Genomic DNA, 16903 nt, shown 5'->3' with positions numbered 1-16903 from the left:
CAATTCTAGTCGCGTGGATGGAGCAAAGTAGGCTAGTTGCACAATGGTCAAAATTCTGGTTCTCGATAATTACGACAGTTTCGTTTACACCATCAACGGCTATCTTCAGCAGTTGGGTGCCGAAACCGAGGTTCTGCGCAACGACATCGTCGATGAAGACCAACTGCCAGGCCTCTTAGCAAAGTATGATGCAGTGCTAATTAGCCCAGGCCCAGGCACCCCTGAGTCGGCTGGTCTTTCAATCCCAACGGTGAAACTTGCGCTTCAAACTGGACAACCGGTTTTTGGTGTTTGCCTTGGCCATCAGGCAATTGCCGAAGCCATGGGTGCCACAGTGACCAGCGCCGAAGAGCTCATGCACGGCAAAACTTCAAGGGTTGAACACGACAATTCGCTGGTTTATCAAAATGTTCCGCAAAACTTTAATGCCACCCGCTACCACTCTCTGGCAGTCGTCGATTCAACTGTGCCCGAAGATTTAGTGGTAACCAGCCGCACCGCAGCGACCGAAAGTTCACCGGGTGGCGTGATCATGGGTTTGCAACATAAATATTTGCCAATTTACGGGGTGCAATTTCACCCCGAATCGGTTTTGACCGAGGGTGGCTACCAAATGTTTGGCAATTGGCTTGAATCGATTGGTCTAAAGGGCGCGGCCGAAAAAGCCAAGAAGCTCAGCCCGCTGGTTAAGTTCTAGTTGCTACTGAACCTGGCAAGCCACAGTCAAAACGATGTTTGAACGCTGCGCCGCTGGGCCAGGCATAATCGACTGATTCAAAACGATGGTTCCAGGTGTGCCGCTGCAAGGCTCGGCATCGGTCACAATCGAAACGGTGAACCCAACTTCTGGGCTGGTCAAAATAGCCCGCGCATCATTGGTTGAAAGATTTCGAACATCGGGCACGTCAACCATTCCGTTTGAAATGATCAAGTTCACCGCACTGCCGGCTTCAACTTGTGAGTTCAGCCCTGGCAGCGATTCAATAACTTTACCGTCGGGCACAGTTGCACTGTTAGCTTGCTCGATAGTGCCTAAGGTCAGTTTTGCGGTGATGATCGCTGCAGCTGCTTCGGCCTCGGTCATCCCAGCTAAATTCGGCACCAGCACTGTGTCTTTGCCGCTTGAAACATAAACCGTAATCAGCGTATTTTTCGGTACCGATGTTCCGGCTACCGGATCGGTGCGAATTACCGCATCTTTAGCAACCGTCTCACTCACTTCAAATACTTTGCTAACTAGCAAACCCTGATCGGTAAGCGTGGTTACCGCTTGATCATATGGCTGGTTCGCGATGTCGGCTACCTTGATGCCGTTATCGGTGTTGATGTTCAGATTTAGATTTCCTAAGCTGCCCAACCAAATAAATAAACCAACGATGATTACTGCGGCAGCCGAACCGATTATCCAAACAATATTGGTAGTTGGCTTTTCTACCCTGGCAAAGACCGGCTTCGGTGTTGAGTCGGTTTGAATTGGTAATTCGATACCTAAAGTATTGAACGGGTTGGTGTTGGTTGAAACCGAGGATGCTGCTGCAGGAGTAGGAGTAGGAGTAGGAGCGGGGCGTGAAATGACTTCGGTCGGTTCAGCAGCCGATACGGCGGATTGAGCACTTTGCTGCTCAACCGATGCAACCGGACTAGCTGGCTCTACCGGTGCCGACGAAACTGGGGCGGCCGGCATCACCGTAGTTTTATCGGTTGCGTCAGCAAGTAGCGCTTCAAAATCATCCCAGTCTGAAGACGGAACAGGCTTGTCGCTTTGCTCTTCGGAACTTTCTGGTTCGATTATCGAACTGGGTGCAGCATCGATGCTGCCGGTGACCGCAGCCAGCGGAGATTCAATGGTGGCCGGCGAACCGGTTGAGGCCGCCAGCAAGTTTTCACGAAATTCTTCGGCACTTTGAAAACGTTCAGCGCGGTCTTTAGCTAGAGCGCGTAACACTACGGCATCGAGTTCGGCTGAAATTTCTGGATTGTGTGCCGACGGCGGGATGACAGCTTCGGAAACGTGCTGGTAGGCAACCGAAACCGCTGTTTCACCCTTGAACGGGGCCCTGCCGGCCAGCATTTCATAGAGAATTACTCCCGCTGAATATAGGTCGGTTCGGTGATCAACCGTTTCACCCTTAGCCTGTTCGGGCGAGAAGTACTGAGCGGTACCTACGATGCCCTGAGTGTGAGCCATGGTTGCCGAAGACTCAGAAACAGCGCGAGCAATGCCAAAATCCATCACCTTAACCTGGCCGGTTGGCGTGATCATCACGTTTGCAGCTTTGATGTCGCGGTGCACTACGCCGGCTCGGTGCGAGAATTCAAGTGCCGTAAGAATACCGGTGGCATAGTTGACCGACTCTTCAATGGTTAGTCGACGCTCGTGCAGCAAATCTCGCAGCAGTTTTCCGGTAACCAGTTCCATGACAATGAACGGGTACTTGTGCTCGTTGCCGTGTACATCGACGGTGATTTCTTCGCCGGCATCGTAGGTTCGCACGATAGTTGGGTGCGCAATGCGAGCCGAGGCTTGCGCCTCTTGACGAAAGCGAGCCTCAAAGGCTGGGTCGTTGGCCAAATCTGACTTGAGCAACTTGATTGCCACGGTGCGGCCTAGTCGAGTGTCGACACCCTCGTAAACATCGGCCATGCCGCCGCGTCCGATAAGTGCTCCGACCTCATAGCGACCTGCAATCACGCGCTTCTCAGTCAATCTCTACTCCACTCACTTAGTCATTCTCAAGTCTAAAGGTTTGGTTTTTTTCTGGCCTTTGTTTCACTGGGCCGGTTCGGTACTGGGTGATTCTGATGGTGTTGGCTCAACCGAACTGGATGGAGTTGGGCTTGGGGTAGCGTTAGCGTCACCAATCCAGTAGATCAGCTCAATTGGGTCTCCAGATTTCAATTGGCCAAGTGGTTTGGCGTCGTAGACCTGCATCACTCTTGGATCATCAACCGGAACCAACTCGCCCGGAGTTTGAATTACCAGTAGGCCTTTGCCGAGCAACTCAGCTGCAACTTCGGCTACATTTCTACCTTCGATTTCAGATAGCAGTACAGTCACCGAAGTGGGGCTAGCGCTCGGTGTCGGCGAAGCCGAACCCGAGGCTGTTGCCGTTGGGCTTGGGCTTATTACCTGGCCGGGCATGAGTGATGTGGTGATAATTGCGACCACGACCGAAATTGCGGTCAGACCAAGCACCACAATTAATGCGATCCATGGCCAAACTACTGCCGGTTTGCTCGGTTGAAGCGCGGGCTGCTGGATTGGTGCAGTTCGAATGGCAGTGGTTGCTTCACTCACTCTTACCTGAGAAAGTATTTGGGTTGCGGCCTCATCCTTGGCGGCGGTCGGCATCATGGCCTCGGCTCGCTTCGCTAAAGCCAACGCACTCTCTGGTCGCTGGTTTGGCTTTTTAGCAAGGCAAGACATCACCAGGTTGGCAACTCGCGGATCGACGTCGTCTGGCAGTGCCGGAGGTGCCTCGTTGATTTGTGCCATGGCAATTGCCATTTGCGATTCGCCGGTGAATGGTCGTTTCCCGGCTAGAGCTTCATATGCCACGATGCCCAGCGAGTAAATATCGGTTGATGGGGTGGCTGGCTTTCCGGTGGCCTGTTCTGGCGCCAAATATTGCACGGTACCCATCACCTGCCCGGTAGCGGTTAGCGAAACCTGGTCGGCAACGCGAGCAATTCCAAAGTCGGTTATCTTTACGTGTCCATCCGGCGTGATCAGTAGGTTGCCTGGCTTAATGTCACGGTGCACCAATCCAGCCTCGTGAGCCGCATAGAGTGCACGTGCGGTTTGGGCAATAATTTCGAGCACCTTGACGCCGTCGAGTTTTTTCTCTTTTTCTAAAATTCGGGCTAGCGAGTCACCCGGAACCAGTTCCATAACTAGGTAGGCTGAGCCGCTGTCTTCGCCATAGTCAAAAACGTTTGCGATTCCCTCGTGGTTCACCATCGCCGCGTGTTTCGCTTCGGTTCTGAAGCGTTCTAAAAATCCTGGGTCACCCATGAATTCTTGCTTCAAAATTTTGATAGCAACCTCACGCAGAATGATTTCATCTTGGGCCTGCCAAACCTCGCCCATACCGCCGATTGCGATTCTGCTAATTAATTTGTAGCGGCCGCCATAAACTTTGCCTACTTCTGGAATCACTTCCGCAACACCGCCTCCATCACCTTGCGCGCCACGGGGGCTGCGAGTGAATTACCTCGACCGTTTTGACCCTTACCGCCGCCATCGGCAATGACCACAGCCACTGCAACTTGGGGATTATCGGCTGGGGCAAAGCCGGTGAACCAAAGGGTATAGGGGGCATCTTCTCCGTTCTGCGCGGTGCCGGTTTTACCAGCCACCGAGATTCCGGAAATTTGTGCATTTGATGAAACACCGTTTGCTACGGCGTCAACCATCATCTGGTTGACCAATGCTGCAGTGCCAGCAGACATGGTTTGCGAGGCAATCTCATCACTTGGCTGGTAGAGCACGGCTAGGTTTGATGACTGCACCAATTCGATAATGTTCGGCTTCATTAGAACCCCACCGTTGGCAACTGCCGCACTGACCATAGCCATCTGCGTAACCGTGGCACGGTCATCGAACTGACCGAATGCTGACAGAGCGGTTTGTGGTTCATCCATGCCTTTCGGATAAACACTTGGAGTCAGAGCCATTGGAATTTCGAACTCTTTACCAAAGCCAAACAACTCAGCCTGAGCGCGAATTCGATCTTGGCCCAAAGCCAGGCCGAGTTGAGCAAACGGGACGTTGCAGCTGAGTTTTAGGGCATCGGCCAGCGAAACAGTTGCCTTGCCGCCACACTTGCCCTCACCTGAGTTTTGGATGAAAACGTCGGTGCCCGGCAACTGAAACTTAACCGGATTGGGTATTTGGCTATCGGGTGTGTACTGACCGCTTTCGAGAGCAGCGGTGGCAACAATCACTTTGAAGGTTGATCCGGGGGCATAAAGTTCGGTAAGCGCTCGGTTGAGTAGCGGACCATTTTCGTTCGCCAGAAGCTCTTGATAGTTGGCGTTTGAGGTCTCGCCCGAGTGCACTGCCAGCAAGTTGGCGTCAAAGCCGGGCTTGGAAACCATGGCCAGAATCTTGCCGGTTTTGGGTTCGATCGCAACTACCGCACCCTTCATCTTGCCGAGCGCATCCCAGGCCGCTTTTTGTGCCTTGGGGTCGATGGTCAGTTCAACCGAACCACCCTGAACCGGGTTGCCACTTAGCAGGGCACTGATTTGCTCAAAAAATTGCGAAGAGTTCTGCCCAGTTAGGTAACTGTTCATCGCAGATTCGAGACCGGTTGCGCCCTGGTAGATGCTGAAAAATCCGGTAATCGCCGAATACATTGGGCTTTCGTAGATTCGCAGATAACGGTAGACATCATCGGCTGGCTCAGAGTAGGCAATCGGCTGGCCATCGACCAAAATTGCGCCGCGCTGCGTTTTATAACTGTCGTAAACGGCACGCACATTTCGCTGATCTTTAGCCAACTCTTCGGTGTTCACAGCTTGAATCGAAGTTGCCGAAAGGAACAGGCTTAGGAACATCACGAAGATTACTAGGCTGACGCGTTTCAGTTCGCGCTTCATGCGCTCACCTGCCTTGAACCGCCACCGATACTGTCAGAGACCCGCAGCATCAAACCGATGATTATCCAGTTGGCCAGTAGTGACGAACCGCCAGCGGCAAGAAGCGGAGTGGTCAATCCGGTCAATGGCACAACTCGGGTAACCCCGCCAATGACGATAAAAGTTTGCAGAGCAATCACAAAAGCCATACCGGTTGCCAACAACTTAGAAAAATCATCGGGGTGATTGAAACCGATACGCAGGATGCGGGCAATCAAAAGCAGGTAAAGCATCAAAACTGCAAAAAGCCCGGCTAGACCCAACTCTTCGCCAATTGCAGCGATGATGAAGTCACTTTCGGCAAGCGGAACCAGGTGAGGGATTCCTCCGCCAAGCCCGGTGCCAAAAATGCCACCGTGTGCCAATCCAAAAATGCCCTGCACCAACTGGTAGCTGCCACCGACGGCATCATAATTTTCTTGGCTGAACGGGTTCAACCAGGCATCAAAGCGACCACTTACGTATGACATCAATTGGCCGGCAACTAGCGCCCCAGTCACGAACATTCCGATTCCAACGACAACGTAAATTGCCCGACCGGTAGCAACGTAGACCAGCACTATGAAAATGCCGAAGTAGAGCAGCGAGGTTCCTAAATCGCGCTGCGCAATCAGAACCAGCAAACTTGCTGCCCAAATGACCAGGATGGGGCCAAGCTCTCGAGCCCTTGGAACTTGAACTCCCAAAATTTTGCGACCCACAAGCGCTAGTGAATCTTTGCGCTGCACCAGGTAACCGGCAAAGAAAATCGTCAAAGCGATCTTGGCCAACTCACCGGGTTGAAAGGTCAGGCCAAAAATACCGATCCAAAGCTGAGCACCATTGATGTTCAAACCGATAAACGGAAGCATCGGCGCAATTAACAGCGCAATGCCAATCACCATTGAAAGGTAAACATAGCGACGCAAAAATAGGTGGCTGGGAACATAGAGCAGCACGGCAGCTGCAGCTGCCAGAGCAACTACTGTCCATATCACCTGTTTGCTGGCAAATACTTCGCTTCCACCGTTGGCTAGGGTGCCCAGATCGAGACGATAAATCATTGAAATGCCCAGAGTGTTAATTACCGTCGCAATCGGCAAAATTAAAGCGTCAGCCTCGGATGCCCGCAGTCGCAAAATAAGGTGCAGAATGCCGACCAGTGCTGCTACCGGAAACCAGTAAAGGAAAAACTCTGGGGTTAGTTTTTCAAGAACTGCGAGTTGAACCTGAGCCAGTTCAAAGGCATAAAGCCCAAGGGCAAAAATTAGCAGCGTTGCTTCGATGTTTCGGTTGCGCGGCACCACTCGCAAAATTTTGGGCAGCGACTGGGTTAAGTCACTCATCAGGCATCGTCTCCTGAATTTTTTGCACAATGCGACGCGCATCTTGCAGGTCGGTTGCGGTAATGGTGCGTTCAAGCAACTGAATTTGATAAGGGTTCAAGTCGCTGGTTTTGATTGCAGTTTTGATGTAAATATCGCTGAACTTCAGTGGACCAAGTGATTCGCTGATGCCCTTGAAAATTGTTACGTTGCCATCTTGCAGGCCAACATAGAAACGCCCCTGGGTGTATTCGTATGCCTTTATTAGCCCAAAGACTACAAAGGCAATCAGCAGCAGAACCGTCACAACCTGTCGAATTTTGCGCCAGCGAATTCTACGTTTAGTTTCACGCAGAATCTTCTCGAGGTAGGCGTCAGACTCAGGCACGTAACCCGAGGTTTCTTCGGGTTTGCGCAGCAACTCGAGAATATTAATCGAGTTGAATACACGGATAAATTTGCCGCCGCGGCGTTCCTCGATAACTACCTCGTTGGCGCTAGAACCAACAAAATTTGGCGTTGGAACAAAGTCGGTGGCCAGGGCTGCGTCTACGACGTCAACCACAACAACGGTCACATTATCTGGGGCACCGTGCTCAAGGGCTTCACCAACGAGCAACTCGGCAGCCTCGGTTGCAGGAATCTTTGAAATCAGAATGCTTTTTATGATTTCTATCGGAACCACGCCAGAAAGGCCGTCCGAGCACAGTAGCCATCGGTCGCCGGGTGTGCTCTCGATTATTTCGGTATCCACCTCGGGGTAAGACTGCACATCGCCCAAAACTCTCATCAACACATTTCGACGCGGATGAACTGCGGCTTCCTCTTCGGTGATGCGGCCGGTATCGACAAGTTTTTGCACAAAGGTGTGGTCGGTGGTTACCTGACGAACCACCCCTTCGCGGGCCAAATAAATTCGAGAGTCACCGATGTGAGCCACGCTGACTTGATTGCCGGTGAACGTGATTCCACTAAAGGTAGTGCCCATCCCGGCAAGTTCGGGGTGCTCTTTTACGGTGGCGCCGAGGCTGGCATTTGCACGCCAGATGGTGTCGAGTAGGGCTTGGCTGGCAGATTCTGCATCTGGGTAAAGGCTGTCGGCTAAGGCAATTTTTTGGGCACAGATTGCTGAAGCGATATCTCCGCCAGCGTGGCCACCCATTCCATCTGCGACGAAGAACAACTGGTATCCGGCGTAGCCAGAATCTTGGTTGCTCGAACGCACCCGACCGATGTCGGATAGCGCTGCGCTGATGGTTTTGATTGCCAATTTAAGCTCTCAGCTCGAAAACTGTTTTGCCCACTCGAACGGGGGTGTTTAGCTTCACTACTGCGGGCGTGCCAACCTTTGAGCCATCGAGGAATGTGCCGTTAGTCGAATTTAGGTCTTGAATCAGCCAGTCGTTATTAATCAGAACAAGTTTCGCGTGAAGTGTAGAGGCGTATTCATCATCGACAACCAAATCGTTCGATTCAGAGCGGCCGATAGTAATTTCTCGACGATCTAATTTGATGGTTTGGCCGCTGCGGTCGCCCTCTATGACGACTAGTTTTGTTGCGCTTGAGCCTGATGGTTCTGAGATTAGGCCAGCCGGTGCTGCGGGCGTGATGGGTGCCGAGACTACCTGAGGTGCGTTGGCATCGACCACACGTGACACAACTCGTTGGCCGAAGAGGTCGCTGCGAATTACCGAAATAATGCTGAAGACGAAAATCCAGAGCACAGCTAAAAAGCCGGTACGAACAATAAATAGGGCTAATTCACTCAACGATTACCGCCATCTACTGCCCGAGCAGTTAGTCCAAAAATAAACTGTGAGCGACCGGCCTGAATTACCGAGTCTGAGGTGATACCTGACTCGGCAATGGGTCGGCCGTTTAGTTTGGTGCCGTTCGTTGATTTCAAATCACGTACCATGGCAGCTTTGCCATCCCAGATAATCGAAAAGTGCACTCGACTAAGACCCGAGTCGTTTACCTGGATGTCAGCCGAAACATCGCGACCAATGGTAGTTTCACCTTTTTTTAGAACGTATCGTTGACCGCTTAGATCAAGAGTGGCCAACCACTCGATGTCTAATTCAGCACTGGATGAACGCACCAAAATCTGACCCAGATTTAGCGTGGCATCTTCGGTGACTTTGATGGCCAGCGCCGCACCAAATTGGTAGCCCTGTTTTTTTGCGTGTCGAGTTACTAAATCGGTGAGCTCGCTGATCAGCGATGAACCTAATGTTTCCATGCGACGAAAATCGGCCACTGATAGATGAACCTGAAAACTGTTAGGTGCCAGGATGCGCTCACGCGAAAGGATGCTCGCTTTCGAGTCCATTTCCGATTTGATCGCCGCTGCGATTTCAACCGGCTGCAATTCAGATTTGAAAGTCTTCGAGAATGCGCCATTCACCAGGCGCTCTAAGCCCTTTTCAAAATTGTCTAAAAAGCCCACGAATCCTCATCTACTAGCCCCTCAAGTTTATTGTTATGTACCTCTTTATTAGGTGACCTCGAGAAAACTGGGAAATCCCTCGGAAAAACTGCACAGCATCCTGAAATTGCCACTTTCAATTTTCGGCTTTCCCTAGCCTCAAATTGTCACCGATAGATAGGAAAGACATGAATAAGAACCTAAAGCGCGGCGTAATTGTGGCAGCCGGTGCAGCAACCGTTTTGTCAATGGTTGTCGCAACCCCTTCTTTCGCTCACCAGCGCAACAGCTCAGTAGCTTCAACCGCAACCTCAACACCACGGGTTGCCCACGTGCATGCAACCGCTGCCGTAACCATCACCGGTGTGCCAGCTACGGTCACCGACAGCAAACTGATTGCTCGCGGAGCGAAGTTTGTTGCTTACGCACTTGCTGCCGATGCCACCGCAATTCCGGCAGCCCAGCCAACCACCGGTGGTAAACCGGTTCGTGTTGAGGCAGTGACGGCAGCAGATGGCACCGTAACCTATCAGGCAAAATTGCCTGCGGGCACCGCTGGAAGCACCACCAACTATGCAATTTATAACGCTGCCGGTGTTGGCACCTTTGTGACAGTAACTGTTGCTGCCGACGGAACCACGGCTACCGCTTCGGTGAATTCGCTAACTACCAACTATGTCGAGCCAACTGCGCCGGCCTATGGTGAAGGCAAAGGCATCAAGTCAAAGTCTGAGGGTCGTCACGGCCACATAGGCAAGCGTCGCTAGTTTCTCTCTATAACTCGTCCTCGAGTTTCCTCCCTGAAAGCAAAAATCCCGACCATCTGGTCGGGATTTTTGTTTAGGTTGTTCTAGCCAACTTGGTCGGCCATGCGGCGACCGCGAGTATGGGTTTCGTTGTGGGCCAGGTTTGCCGGGTCTTTGAAGCACTCATCGCAGAGCAGCACCAAATCTTTGCAGCCCTCAAAGGCACAGTTTCTGAACTCGTTGGTTCCTCCGCCGCACACTTCGCATTCGCCTATTACTTTGGCCTCGTCGCTGAAGTTGTGCACCATGCGGTCGTCAAAAATGTAAAGCGAACCCTCCCAGAGCCCAGCATCTTTGAATTTCTCGCCATAGCGAACAATGCCGCCTTCAATTTGATAAACCTCTTTGAAGCCGCGATTGAGCATCACGGCAGACAAAATTTCACAGCGGATGCCTCCGGTGCAATAGGTGACAATTGGCTTGTCTTTGAGGTGGTCGTATTTTCCACTCTCTAACTCGCGAACAAAATCGTGCGAGGTTTGCACATCGGGGACGATGGCGTTTTTGAATTTTCCAATTTTTGCCTCGAAGGCATTGCGGCCATCAAAGAAGACCACTTCATCGCCGCGCTCTTCAACCAGTTTGTTTACCTGGGCTGGCTTCAGGTGCTTACCGCCGTTGGTGATACCTGACTTTGCAACTTCGATTTCATCCGGTGTTGTGAAGGCAACTAATTCGTTGCGGTTTTTTACCGAAAGGCGAGGAAACTCATCGCCGCGGCCGTCTGACCATTTGAAATCGATTTTGCCAAACCCTGGATATTCTTTCGTGGCACGAACGTACTTCTTCAGATCTTCCATGTTGCCGCCGAGGGTGCCGTTGATGCCGTGCTTCGACACAATGATTCGGCCTTTTAGGTTGAGCGACTGGCACAGAGTTTTTTGCCACAGCTTTAGAGCGACAGGGTCGGCAACCGGAGCGAAACCGTAATACAAGATAACTTTTTGAAGATCCACAAGCCCAATTCTACGCAGTTGGGCAACTTAGGATAAAGGGATGAGTATGAAGCCAGGCATCGACCATGACGCATTCGACAAGACAATTCGCCCACAGGATGACCTGTTTCGGCACGTCAACGGAAAGTGGTTTGCTGAGACTGAGATTCCGGCCGACAAGGCGATCTACGGCAGCTTTCACATGTTGGCTGACGACAGCGAAGAAGCTGTCAAAGAGATTTTGCTTGAGGCTGCGGCCAAGGCCGATGATCCTGCTGCCACGCGAAGTGCTGCCGAGCAGCAAATTGGCGATCTTTATATGTCTTTCATGGATGAGCAGCGAGCAAACGAGTTAGGTGCTGCTCCAATTCGGGAAGAGCTGAAGCAAATTGAGCATCTTTCCAGCATCGCCGAGGCAACCAAATTGCTCGGACGCTTCAGTAAATTCGGCATCGCTGGCTTGTTTGGCAGCTACGTCGATAACGATCCGGGCAACCCAGAGCGATACCTGGTGAATCTCTACAACGGTGGTTTAGGTCTGCCCGATGAGGCCTACTACCGCGAGGAAAAGCATGCTGAAATCCGCGAGGCTTACGTGGTGCACATTGCTCGGATGTTGCAGTATGCCGGCTGGCAGCCAGAGCAAGCCGACCGCGATTCGAAAGTAATTTACGAGTTTGAAGCTGCCCTTGCTTCGATTCACTGGAACCTAGTTGATTCGCGCGATGCCGAAAAAACTTACAACCTGCACTCTTTCAACGAACTCGAAAAAATAGCGCCTGCTTTTGATTTCAACCTTTGGCTTCACGCTGCCGACCTTGACCAAAAGATTTTGGCCGAGTCGGTTGTCATGATGCCTTCTTTCTTTGCCGGTCTAGGAGAGCACTTCAATGAAGCCAACTTGCCGGCCATCAAACTTTGGCTATCTTGGTCGGTGATTCGCTCGATGGCGTCTTATCTGAGCGATGATTTCGTCAACGAGAAATTCAACTTTTACGGCACCAAACTTTCTGGAACCCCGCAGTTGCGAGCTCGATGGAAGCGCGCAGTAGGTCTAGTCGAGGGTGCTCTGGGCGAGGTTATTGGCCAGGTTTATGTCGAGAAATACTTTGGTCCTGCCGCAAAGCACCAGATGGATCGACTTGTCGATTACCTGATCGCCGCCTATCGCGACAGCATTGAAAACCTTGACTGGATGACCGATGCGACCAAGAAAAAGGCGCTCACCAAACTGTCAAAGTTCACCCCGAAAATTGGTTATCCGGCCAAGTGGCGCGACTATTCGTCTTTGCACATTGATCGACACGATTTGGTCGGCAACGTTCGTCGGGCAAATGAATTCGAACACCGTCGCGAGGCTGCCAAAATCGGCTCGCCCATCGATCGCGACGAGTGGTTTATGACACCGCAAACAGTCAACGCCTATTACAACCCCGGCTTCAACGAGATTGTTTTTCCAGCTGCAATTCTGCAACCACCATTCTTCAGCGAGGATGCCGACGCGGCCGTCAATTTCGGTGCCATCGGTGCTGTCATCGGTCATGAAATCGGCCACGGTTTTGACGATCAGGGTTCTAAATATGATGGTGACGGTGCTCTGAAATCTTGGTGGAGCGACGAGGACCGCGCAGCATTTGAGGAACGCACCAAAGCACTTATCGAACAGTACAACCAGCTTTCGCCGGCTCAGTTGGATGATTCGCATCGCGTGAATGGCGAGTTGACCATCGGTGAAAACATCGGTGATTTGGGTGGTCTCAGCATCGCCTGGAAAGCATATTTGCTTAGCTTGGATGGCCAGGAACCACCGGTGATTGAGGGCATGACTGCAGCCGAGCGTTTCTTCTTCAGTTGGGCACAGTCTTGGCGAACCATCGGTCGCGATGAGATGGTAATTCAGCGCTTGGCTACCGACCCGCACTCACCACCCGAGTTCCGCTGCAATCAAATTGTTCGAAACCTTGATGTGTTTCACCGAGCATTTGGCACCAAGCCCGGCGACGCACTTTGGCTAGAGCCAGAGCAGCGTGTCTCGATTTGGTAGGTAGAAGATGAATCTTTGGCTTCGACTGATTTACGAAAAACTAACCTGGCGTTTTCGCACCCGTCTGCACTGGAGTGATGTTGGGCGCCGTACCTTTAGGGTTTGGCCTTCAGACCTAGACGTTTTCAAGCACATGAACAACGGGGTATTTCTAACTCTGATGGACATCAGTCGTTATGACTTGGCTCTTCGCTCTGGAACCTGGAAAAAGTGGAAAAAGCTTGGCTGGTATCCGGTTGTAGTGGCCGAGACCATCACCTTTAGAAAATCACTTTTGCCTTGGCAGGCGTTTGACATGGAATCGCGAGTGGTTGGCTGGGATGACCAGGCGTTCTACTTCGAACAGCGTTTCGTGGTCGCCGGTGAAATTTACACTCGGGCAGTTGTGCGCATCCGCTTTTTGAAGCGACCAAAAGGTATTTTGTCGCCGCGAGAAGTTTCTGAGGGCACCGGTGGCTGGCAGGGACCAGAACCGCAACTACCTGAATTCATAAAGCATTGGGCCGCCGAAACCGGCTTACCAAAAGGCAAAGAACCCGCGCCTTCGCACTGGGATTAGTTTGGCTTAGCAAAAAGATTTAGTAGGCCATCCGTGGCTGCAAGCTCACCCATTGGCCTAACAAAAAGGGCTTCAAGATTTGCCTGCCGGTTTAGCAACTCAGGCGCTCGCAGGCCTGCCGCCATTGCCGCGGTTGCCCAAACATCGGCGCGAACCAGGTCGTCAGCGACAACCGAGACCTGAACCCAATCTTCGTTCGCGGCTTTGAGGCTAGCCTTTGGGTTCCAAATGTGTTTGCCTCGCTCGGCATAGCCCGAGGTGGCCACCGCTCGAAACTCGGTGTTGTTTAAATCAAGCACCGTCAAAATTGAGTGAGCTTCGGCAATTGAAATGGGTTGATGAATCGCAATTCGGCCACTGCGTTGATCGGAGAGTTTTTTACTTAGGTAAACATCGCCGCCGGCATTCATAGTGAAATCATCAATGCCCGCATTTTCTAAAACCGCGCAGGCGTTTTTTGCGGCCCAGGTTTTGACCAGTCCCGAAGGGTCAAATGTGTGTTCGGGAGTCATTGCGCTAAACCAGCCCTCGGTAGTGACCTCCCATTCGTCGCAGGCATCCCAGATTTCAGCCACAACCGCGGGCAACCGGTCAAGACTTGCTTCGCCTCGGTAGAGCCGCGACAAAGGCGAATGCGGCTTATAAAGGCTGAAAGTAAGGTCAGCATCGTGCAAGATCTGCCAAGCTTCGGCAATGACCTGGTCTAATTCTTGGCTAGATAGTTCGGTTCGACCGCTCAGCGTGAATGCCGTGCCCATGCATAATTCGGTGCGGTCAAATTCGATCACTTTATTTTGCCAATCGCGTTCGCCAACGCTTCTTTGAATGCCTTTGAACTAAACGTTGCCCCAGAAATATTTTGAAAATCGGTGCCCTGGGCAGCCAGTGCAGCTTCTTGAAGCAGCTGAAACGCAGGTTCATAACCGGGGGATGCGGTCGCGGTAAGAAGATTCACCGCAGTCAACTTGCCAGCCTCGGTCACTGCCTCCAACTGAACTTCTCCGTAACGGTATTGCACTAAATCTGATGATGCCTTCGCGTTAGCATTTGCGCTCAGGTTTGAGTTTTGCGTTGGCGGATTCAGCCAAAGATTTACCAAAACACCGCCACCGATGCTGAGCAAAGCCGTGATGGATGCTCCCAGCCGCCAACCATTTCTTTTGGCGGTATTTTTTGGCGCGATTTTTTGCCAATTAGAACTTTGCAAGGGCGTCATCCAATGCTTGCTTAAATGCGTTTGTCACAAACGTGGCTCTCGAGATGTTGCCGAAGTTGCTGCCCTGCGCAGCCAGAGCAGCCTGCACCAAGATAGGCGGAACCTGGGCATATTCTCGTCCCTCGGTCGTCGCTTGAATCAGATTGATGTCTTTAATCGTCGATCCCGATTTCACCACTTCTAACTGAATGGTTCCGTATTTGTAGTTGACCGCGGTCGATGTTTTCGAAACCGTTTTGGCTGCAGGTGCTTTCGTCGTCGGCTCAGCCGTTTTCGGTTTCGTTGCAGTTGAACTTGCTGACGACTGCGAGGTGCCAGCCGCAGCTGAGGTTGCTGCACCTTGGTCGGTTGTGGCGGGTGCGGTGGAGGCTGCGGTGCTGCCACTCTCTGAAGTGGTGGTACCACTCTCGGGTGCCGGGCTGCCGCTGCCGGTTGCGGTTGTGCTAGCCACGGTTTCGCCGATTGGTTGGTTGGCATGCGCCCCCAACTGATATGAGGCGGCAATTACACCGATCGAAAGCAAGCCCACGGCCGATTTAGTCTGACTTCTCACCAGGCATACTCCTCTGAGTGAATTTGCTCGGCAGGAACTCCGGCTTTCTGGGCAGACTTTGCTACCAGGTGTGTCCATTTTTCGGGGCCGCAGATAAAAATGTCGGCATCGGCAACATCTGGCACCATCCCAACAAGTCGAGCTTGGTCTGGCTTGCCGCTGGCATCAAAATTCAACCAAGAATTTTTGCTACCCCTTGGGCCAGCAATAACGTGCAAGTCGAAGTTGCGTTTTTCGCAAATTACTCGAACCTCATTTAGCAATGCCGCATCACCCTCATCGCGCATTCGATAGATGACGGTGACATCGCCGGGCCGAGCTGCCATCGATTCGGCTAAGGCACGAACCGGAGGAATTCCGATTCCGGAGGCAATCAGAACAACTTTTTCTTTGGTGCGACGCTCTTCAGTGAAAACGCCATAGGGTCCTTCAAGCAACACCTTGGTACCCGGTTTTACCGATGCCATCTGACCGGTAAAGTCTCCGCGGTGACCGATGCTAAATCGAATGACCTGGTCGTTTGGCGCGGTTGAAATTGAAAAAGGATGAGGCCGCCACCACTTGGTCTTGGTTAGCAGGCGAATCATGTAGAACTGCCCGGCTTGACCACCCAGTGCCGCTAAATTCTTGCCGCTGATGTAGAGCGAGACGGTGTCTTTAGATTCTGGTACCACGGATACGATGCGGGTCTTAGATCTGAAGTAGCGAACCAGCGGCTGCAAAACCCGATACCAAATAAGGTTTACCGCTACGAAAAGGTAAAGGGTAACCCAAAAGATTGTGGCAACTGGTTTGCCAGCAACATCAGAGCCGGTGGTAAAAATGTGGGGCACTGCCAGCAAAACCGAGGCATAGCTCAGCAAGTGGACGATGAACCAGGCCTCATAACTCATTTTCTTGCGAGCAAAATTTAGCGAGGTTATGACTACGGCTATCATCAGCAGCAACGAAACCGTGGCGGCAAGCATGTTTTCAATGCTGGTGGTTAGCCACCACCAGGTGGCCAAAACGTTTTCGCGGTTACTAATGCTGAATTCGATAAGCGATGCGGCAAAGTGGGCAACGACAAAATAGAGCACCGGTTTACCCAGTTTCTTGTGAGCCAGGGTGGCTTTGTCGTGACCGTAAAATTTGTCAATCCAGGGCACGCGTGCAATCAAAAGCATGTGGATGAGCAGCAGATCTGTGCCTAAGAGTGCGGTTAGTCTGGAGATGCTGTTGAACAAAGATGCAGCATCGTTCACCTGGGAAATTCCGCCATCAATGAGGAACATTGTGGTCACTGCCACCACAGTGCTCCAGGCAATTGTTTCGATGGTGTCTTGAGCGCGTTTTAAATCGCGGGTTTTTGCTGAACCAATGCGCAAACGCTTGGTCGGTTCGACCAGCAGTAATTCGTTTGCGTTTTTGTTCAC

General features: G+C 51.9%; 16 protein-coding genes. 4 read left to right on the top strand and 12 right to left on the bottom strand.

What is annotated here, in order from left to right:
- Positions 1-43 precede the first annotated feature (43 nt).
- Complete coding sequence (locus tag A4Z71_RS06730) at positions 44-697, top strand: anthranilate synthase component II (protein ID WP_070955123.1); 654 nt, start codon at positions 44-46, stop codon at positions 695-697.
- 3 nt (positions 698-700) lie between these two features.
- Here the strand turns inward: A4Z71_RS06730 and A4Z71_RS06725 are convergent, their stop codons facing one another.
- From A4Z71_RS06725 to A4Z71_RS06695, 7 genes are all read right to left on the bottom strand, one after another.
- Positions 701-2707: a protein kinase domain-containing protein gene (locus A4Z71_RS06725; protein ID WP_070955122.1), complete on the bottom strand. Its 2007-nt coding sequence runs from the start codon at positions 2705-2707 to the stop codon at positions 701-703.
- Positions 2708-2770: 63 nt separating this feature from the next.
- Positions 2771-4090 (bottom strand): serine/threonine-protein kinase, encoded by a 1320-nt coding sequence (locus A4Z71_RS07000; protein ID WP_084028510.1) that lies wholly within the window; start codon positions 4088-4090, stop codon positions 2771-2773.
- A gap of 65 nt (positions 4091-4155) precedes the next feature.
- Positions 4156-5604, bottom strand: a complete 1449-nt coding sequence (locus A4Z71_RS06715; protein WP_070955121.1) for a peptidoglycan D,D-transpeptidase FtsI family protein — start codon at positions 5602-5604, stop codon at positions 4156-4158.
- Entirely contained in the window at positions 5601-6968 is a 1368-nt protein-coding gene (locus A4Z71_RS06710) for an FtsW/RodA/SpoVE family cell cycle protein (protein WP_070955120.1), read from the bottom strand. The genes A4Z71_RS06715 and A4Z71_RS06710 overlap by 4 nt, the downstream gene beginning before the upstream one ends.
- Entirely contained in the window at positions 6961-8217 is a 1257-nt protein-coding gene (locus A4Z71_RS06705) for a PP2C family protein-serine/threonine phosphatase (protein WP_070955119.1), read from the bottom strand. Before A4Z71_RS06705 ends, A4Z71_RS06710 begins: the two co-directional genes overlap by 8 nt.
- Position 8218: 1 nt before the next feature.
- Positions 8219-8716 (bottom strand): FHA domain-containing protein FhaB/FipA, encoded by a 498-nt coding sequence (locus tag A4Z71_RS06700; protein ID WP_070955118.1) that lies wholly within the window; start codon positions 8714-8716, stop codon positions 8219-8221.
- A complete protein-coding gene (locus A4Z71_RS06695; RefSeq protein WP_070955117.1) occupies positions 8713-9396 on the bottom strand; it encodes a DUF3662 and FHA domain-containing protein in 684 nt (227 codons plus the stop codon). Before A4Z71_RS06695 ends, A4Z71_RS06700 begins: the two co-directional genes overlap by 4 nt.
- A 167-nt stretch (positions 9397-9563) precedes the next feature.
- Between A4Z71_RS06695 and A4Z71_RS06690 the strand changes: the two genes are divergently transcribed.
- Positions 9564-10142 (top strand): hypothetical protein, encoded by a 579-nt coding sequence (locus A4Z71_RS06690; RefSeq protein ID WP_070955116.1) that lies wholly within the window; start codon positions 9564-9566, stop codon positions 10140-10142.
- Between the two features lie 83 nt (positions 10143-10225).
- Here the strand turns inward: A4Z71_RS06690 and trhO are convergent, their stop codons facing one another.
- Complete coding sequence (gene trhO, locus A4Z71_RS06685; RefSeq protein WP_070955115.1) at positions 10226-11137, bottom strand: oxygen-dependent tRNA uridine(34) hydroxylase TrhO; 912 nt, start codon at positions 11135-11137, stop codon at positions 10226-10228.
- A 40-nt stretch (positions 11138-11177) separates the two neighbouring features.
- Here trhO and A4Z71_RS06680 point away from each other — a divergent pair, with 40 nt between their 5' ends.
- Together A4Z71_RS06680 and A4Z71_RS06675 are read left to right on the top strand one after the other, a co-directional pair.
- Positions 11178-13160 carry a M13 family metallopeptidase gene (locus tag A4Z71_RS06680; protein WP_070955114.1) on the top strand — a complete coding sequence of 661 codons (1983 nt, stop codon included), beginning with the start codon at positions 11178-11180 and terminating at the stop codon, positions 13158-13160.
- A gap of 7 nt (positions 13161-13167) precedes the next feature.
- Positions 13168-13719: an acyl-CoA thioesterase gene (locus tag A4Z71_RS06675; RefSeq protein ID WP_070955113.1), complete on the top strand. Its 552-nt coding sequence runs from the start codon at positions 13168-13170 to the stop codon at positions 13717-13719.
- Here the strand turns inward: A4Z71_RS06675 and A4Z71_RS06670 are convergent.
- The 4 genes from A4Z71_RS06670 to A4Z71_RS06655 are packed head-to-tail and all read right to left on the bottom strand — an operon-like array spanning position 13716 to position 16903.
- Entirely contained in the window at positions 13716-14507 is a 792-nt protein-coding gene (locus A4Z71_RS06670) for an FAD:protein FMN transferase (RefSeq protein WP_070955112.1), read from the bottom strand. The two genes, A4Z71_RS06675 and A4Z71_RS06670, sit on opposite strands and share 4 nt — an antisense overlap.
- A complete protein-coding gene (locus tag A4Z71_RS06665; protein ID WP_070955111.1) occupies positions 14504-14926 on the bottom strand; it encodes an FMN-binding protein in 423 nt (140 codons plus the stop codon). The genes A4Z71_RS06670 and A4Z71_RS06665 overlap by 4 nt, the downstream gene beginning before the upstream one ends.
- Positions 14913-15488, bottom strand: a complete 576-nt coding sequence (locus A4Z71_RS06660) for a hypothetical protein (protein ID WP_145943936.1) — start codon at positions 15486-15488, stop codon at positions 14913-14915. Before A4Z71_RS06660 ends, A4Z71_RS06665 begins: the two co-directional genes overlap by 14 nt.
- Positions 15485-16903, bottom strand: coding sequence for a ferredoxin reductase family protein (locus tag A4Z71_RS06655; RefSeq protein ID WP_070955109.1), 1419 nt, complete (start codon positions 16901-16903; stop codon positions 15485-15487). The genes A4Z71_RS06660 and A4Z71_RS06655 overlap by 4 nt, the downstream gene beginning before the upstream one ends.

It is taken from the genome of Candidatus Rhodoluna planktonica (genome assembly GCF_001854225.1).
Classification (GTDB): Bacteria; Actinomycetota; Actinomycetes; order Actinomycetales; family Microbacteriaceae; genus Rhodoluna; species Rhodoluna planktonica.
This window is presented reverse-complemented; position numbering and strand designations above follow the sequence as displayed.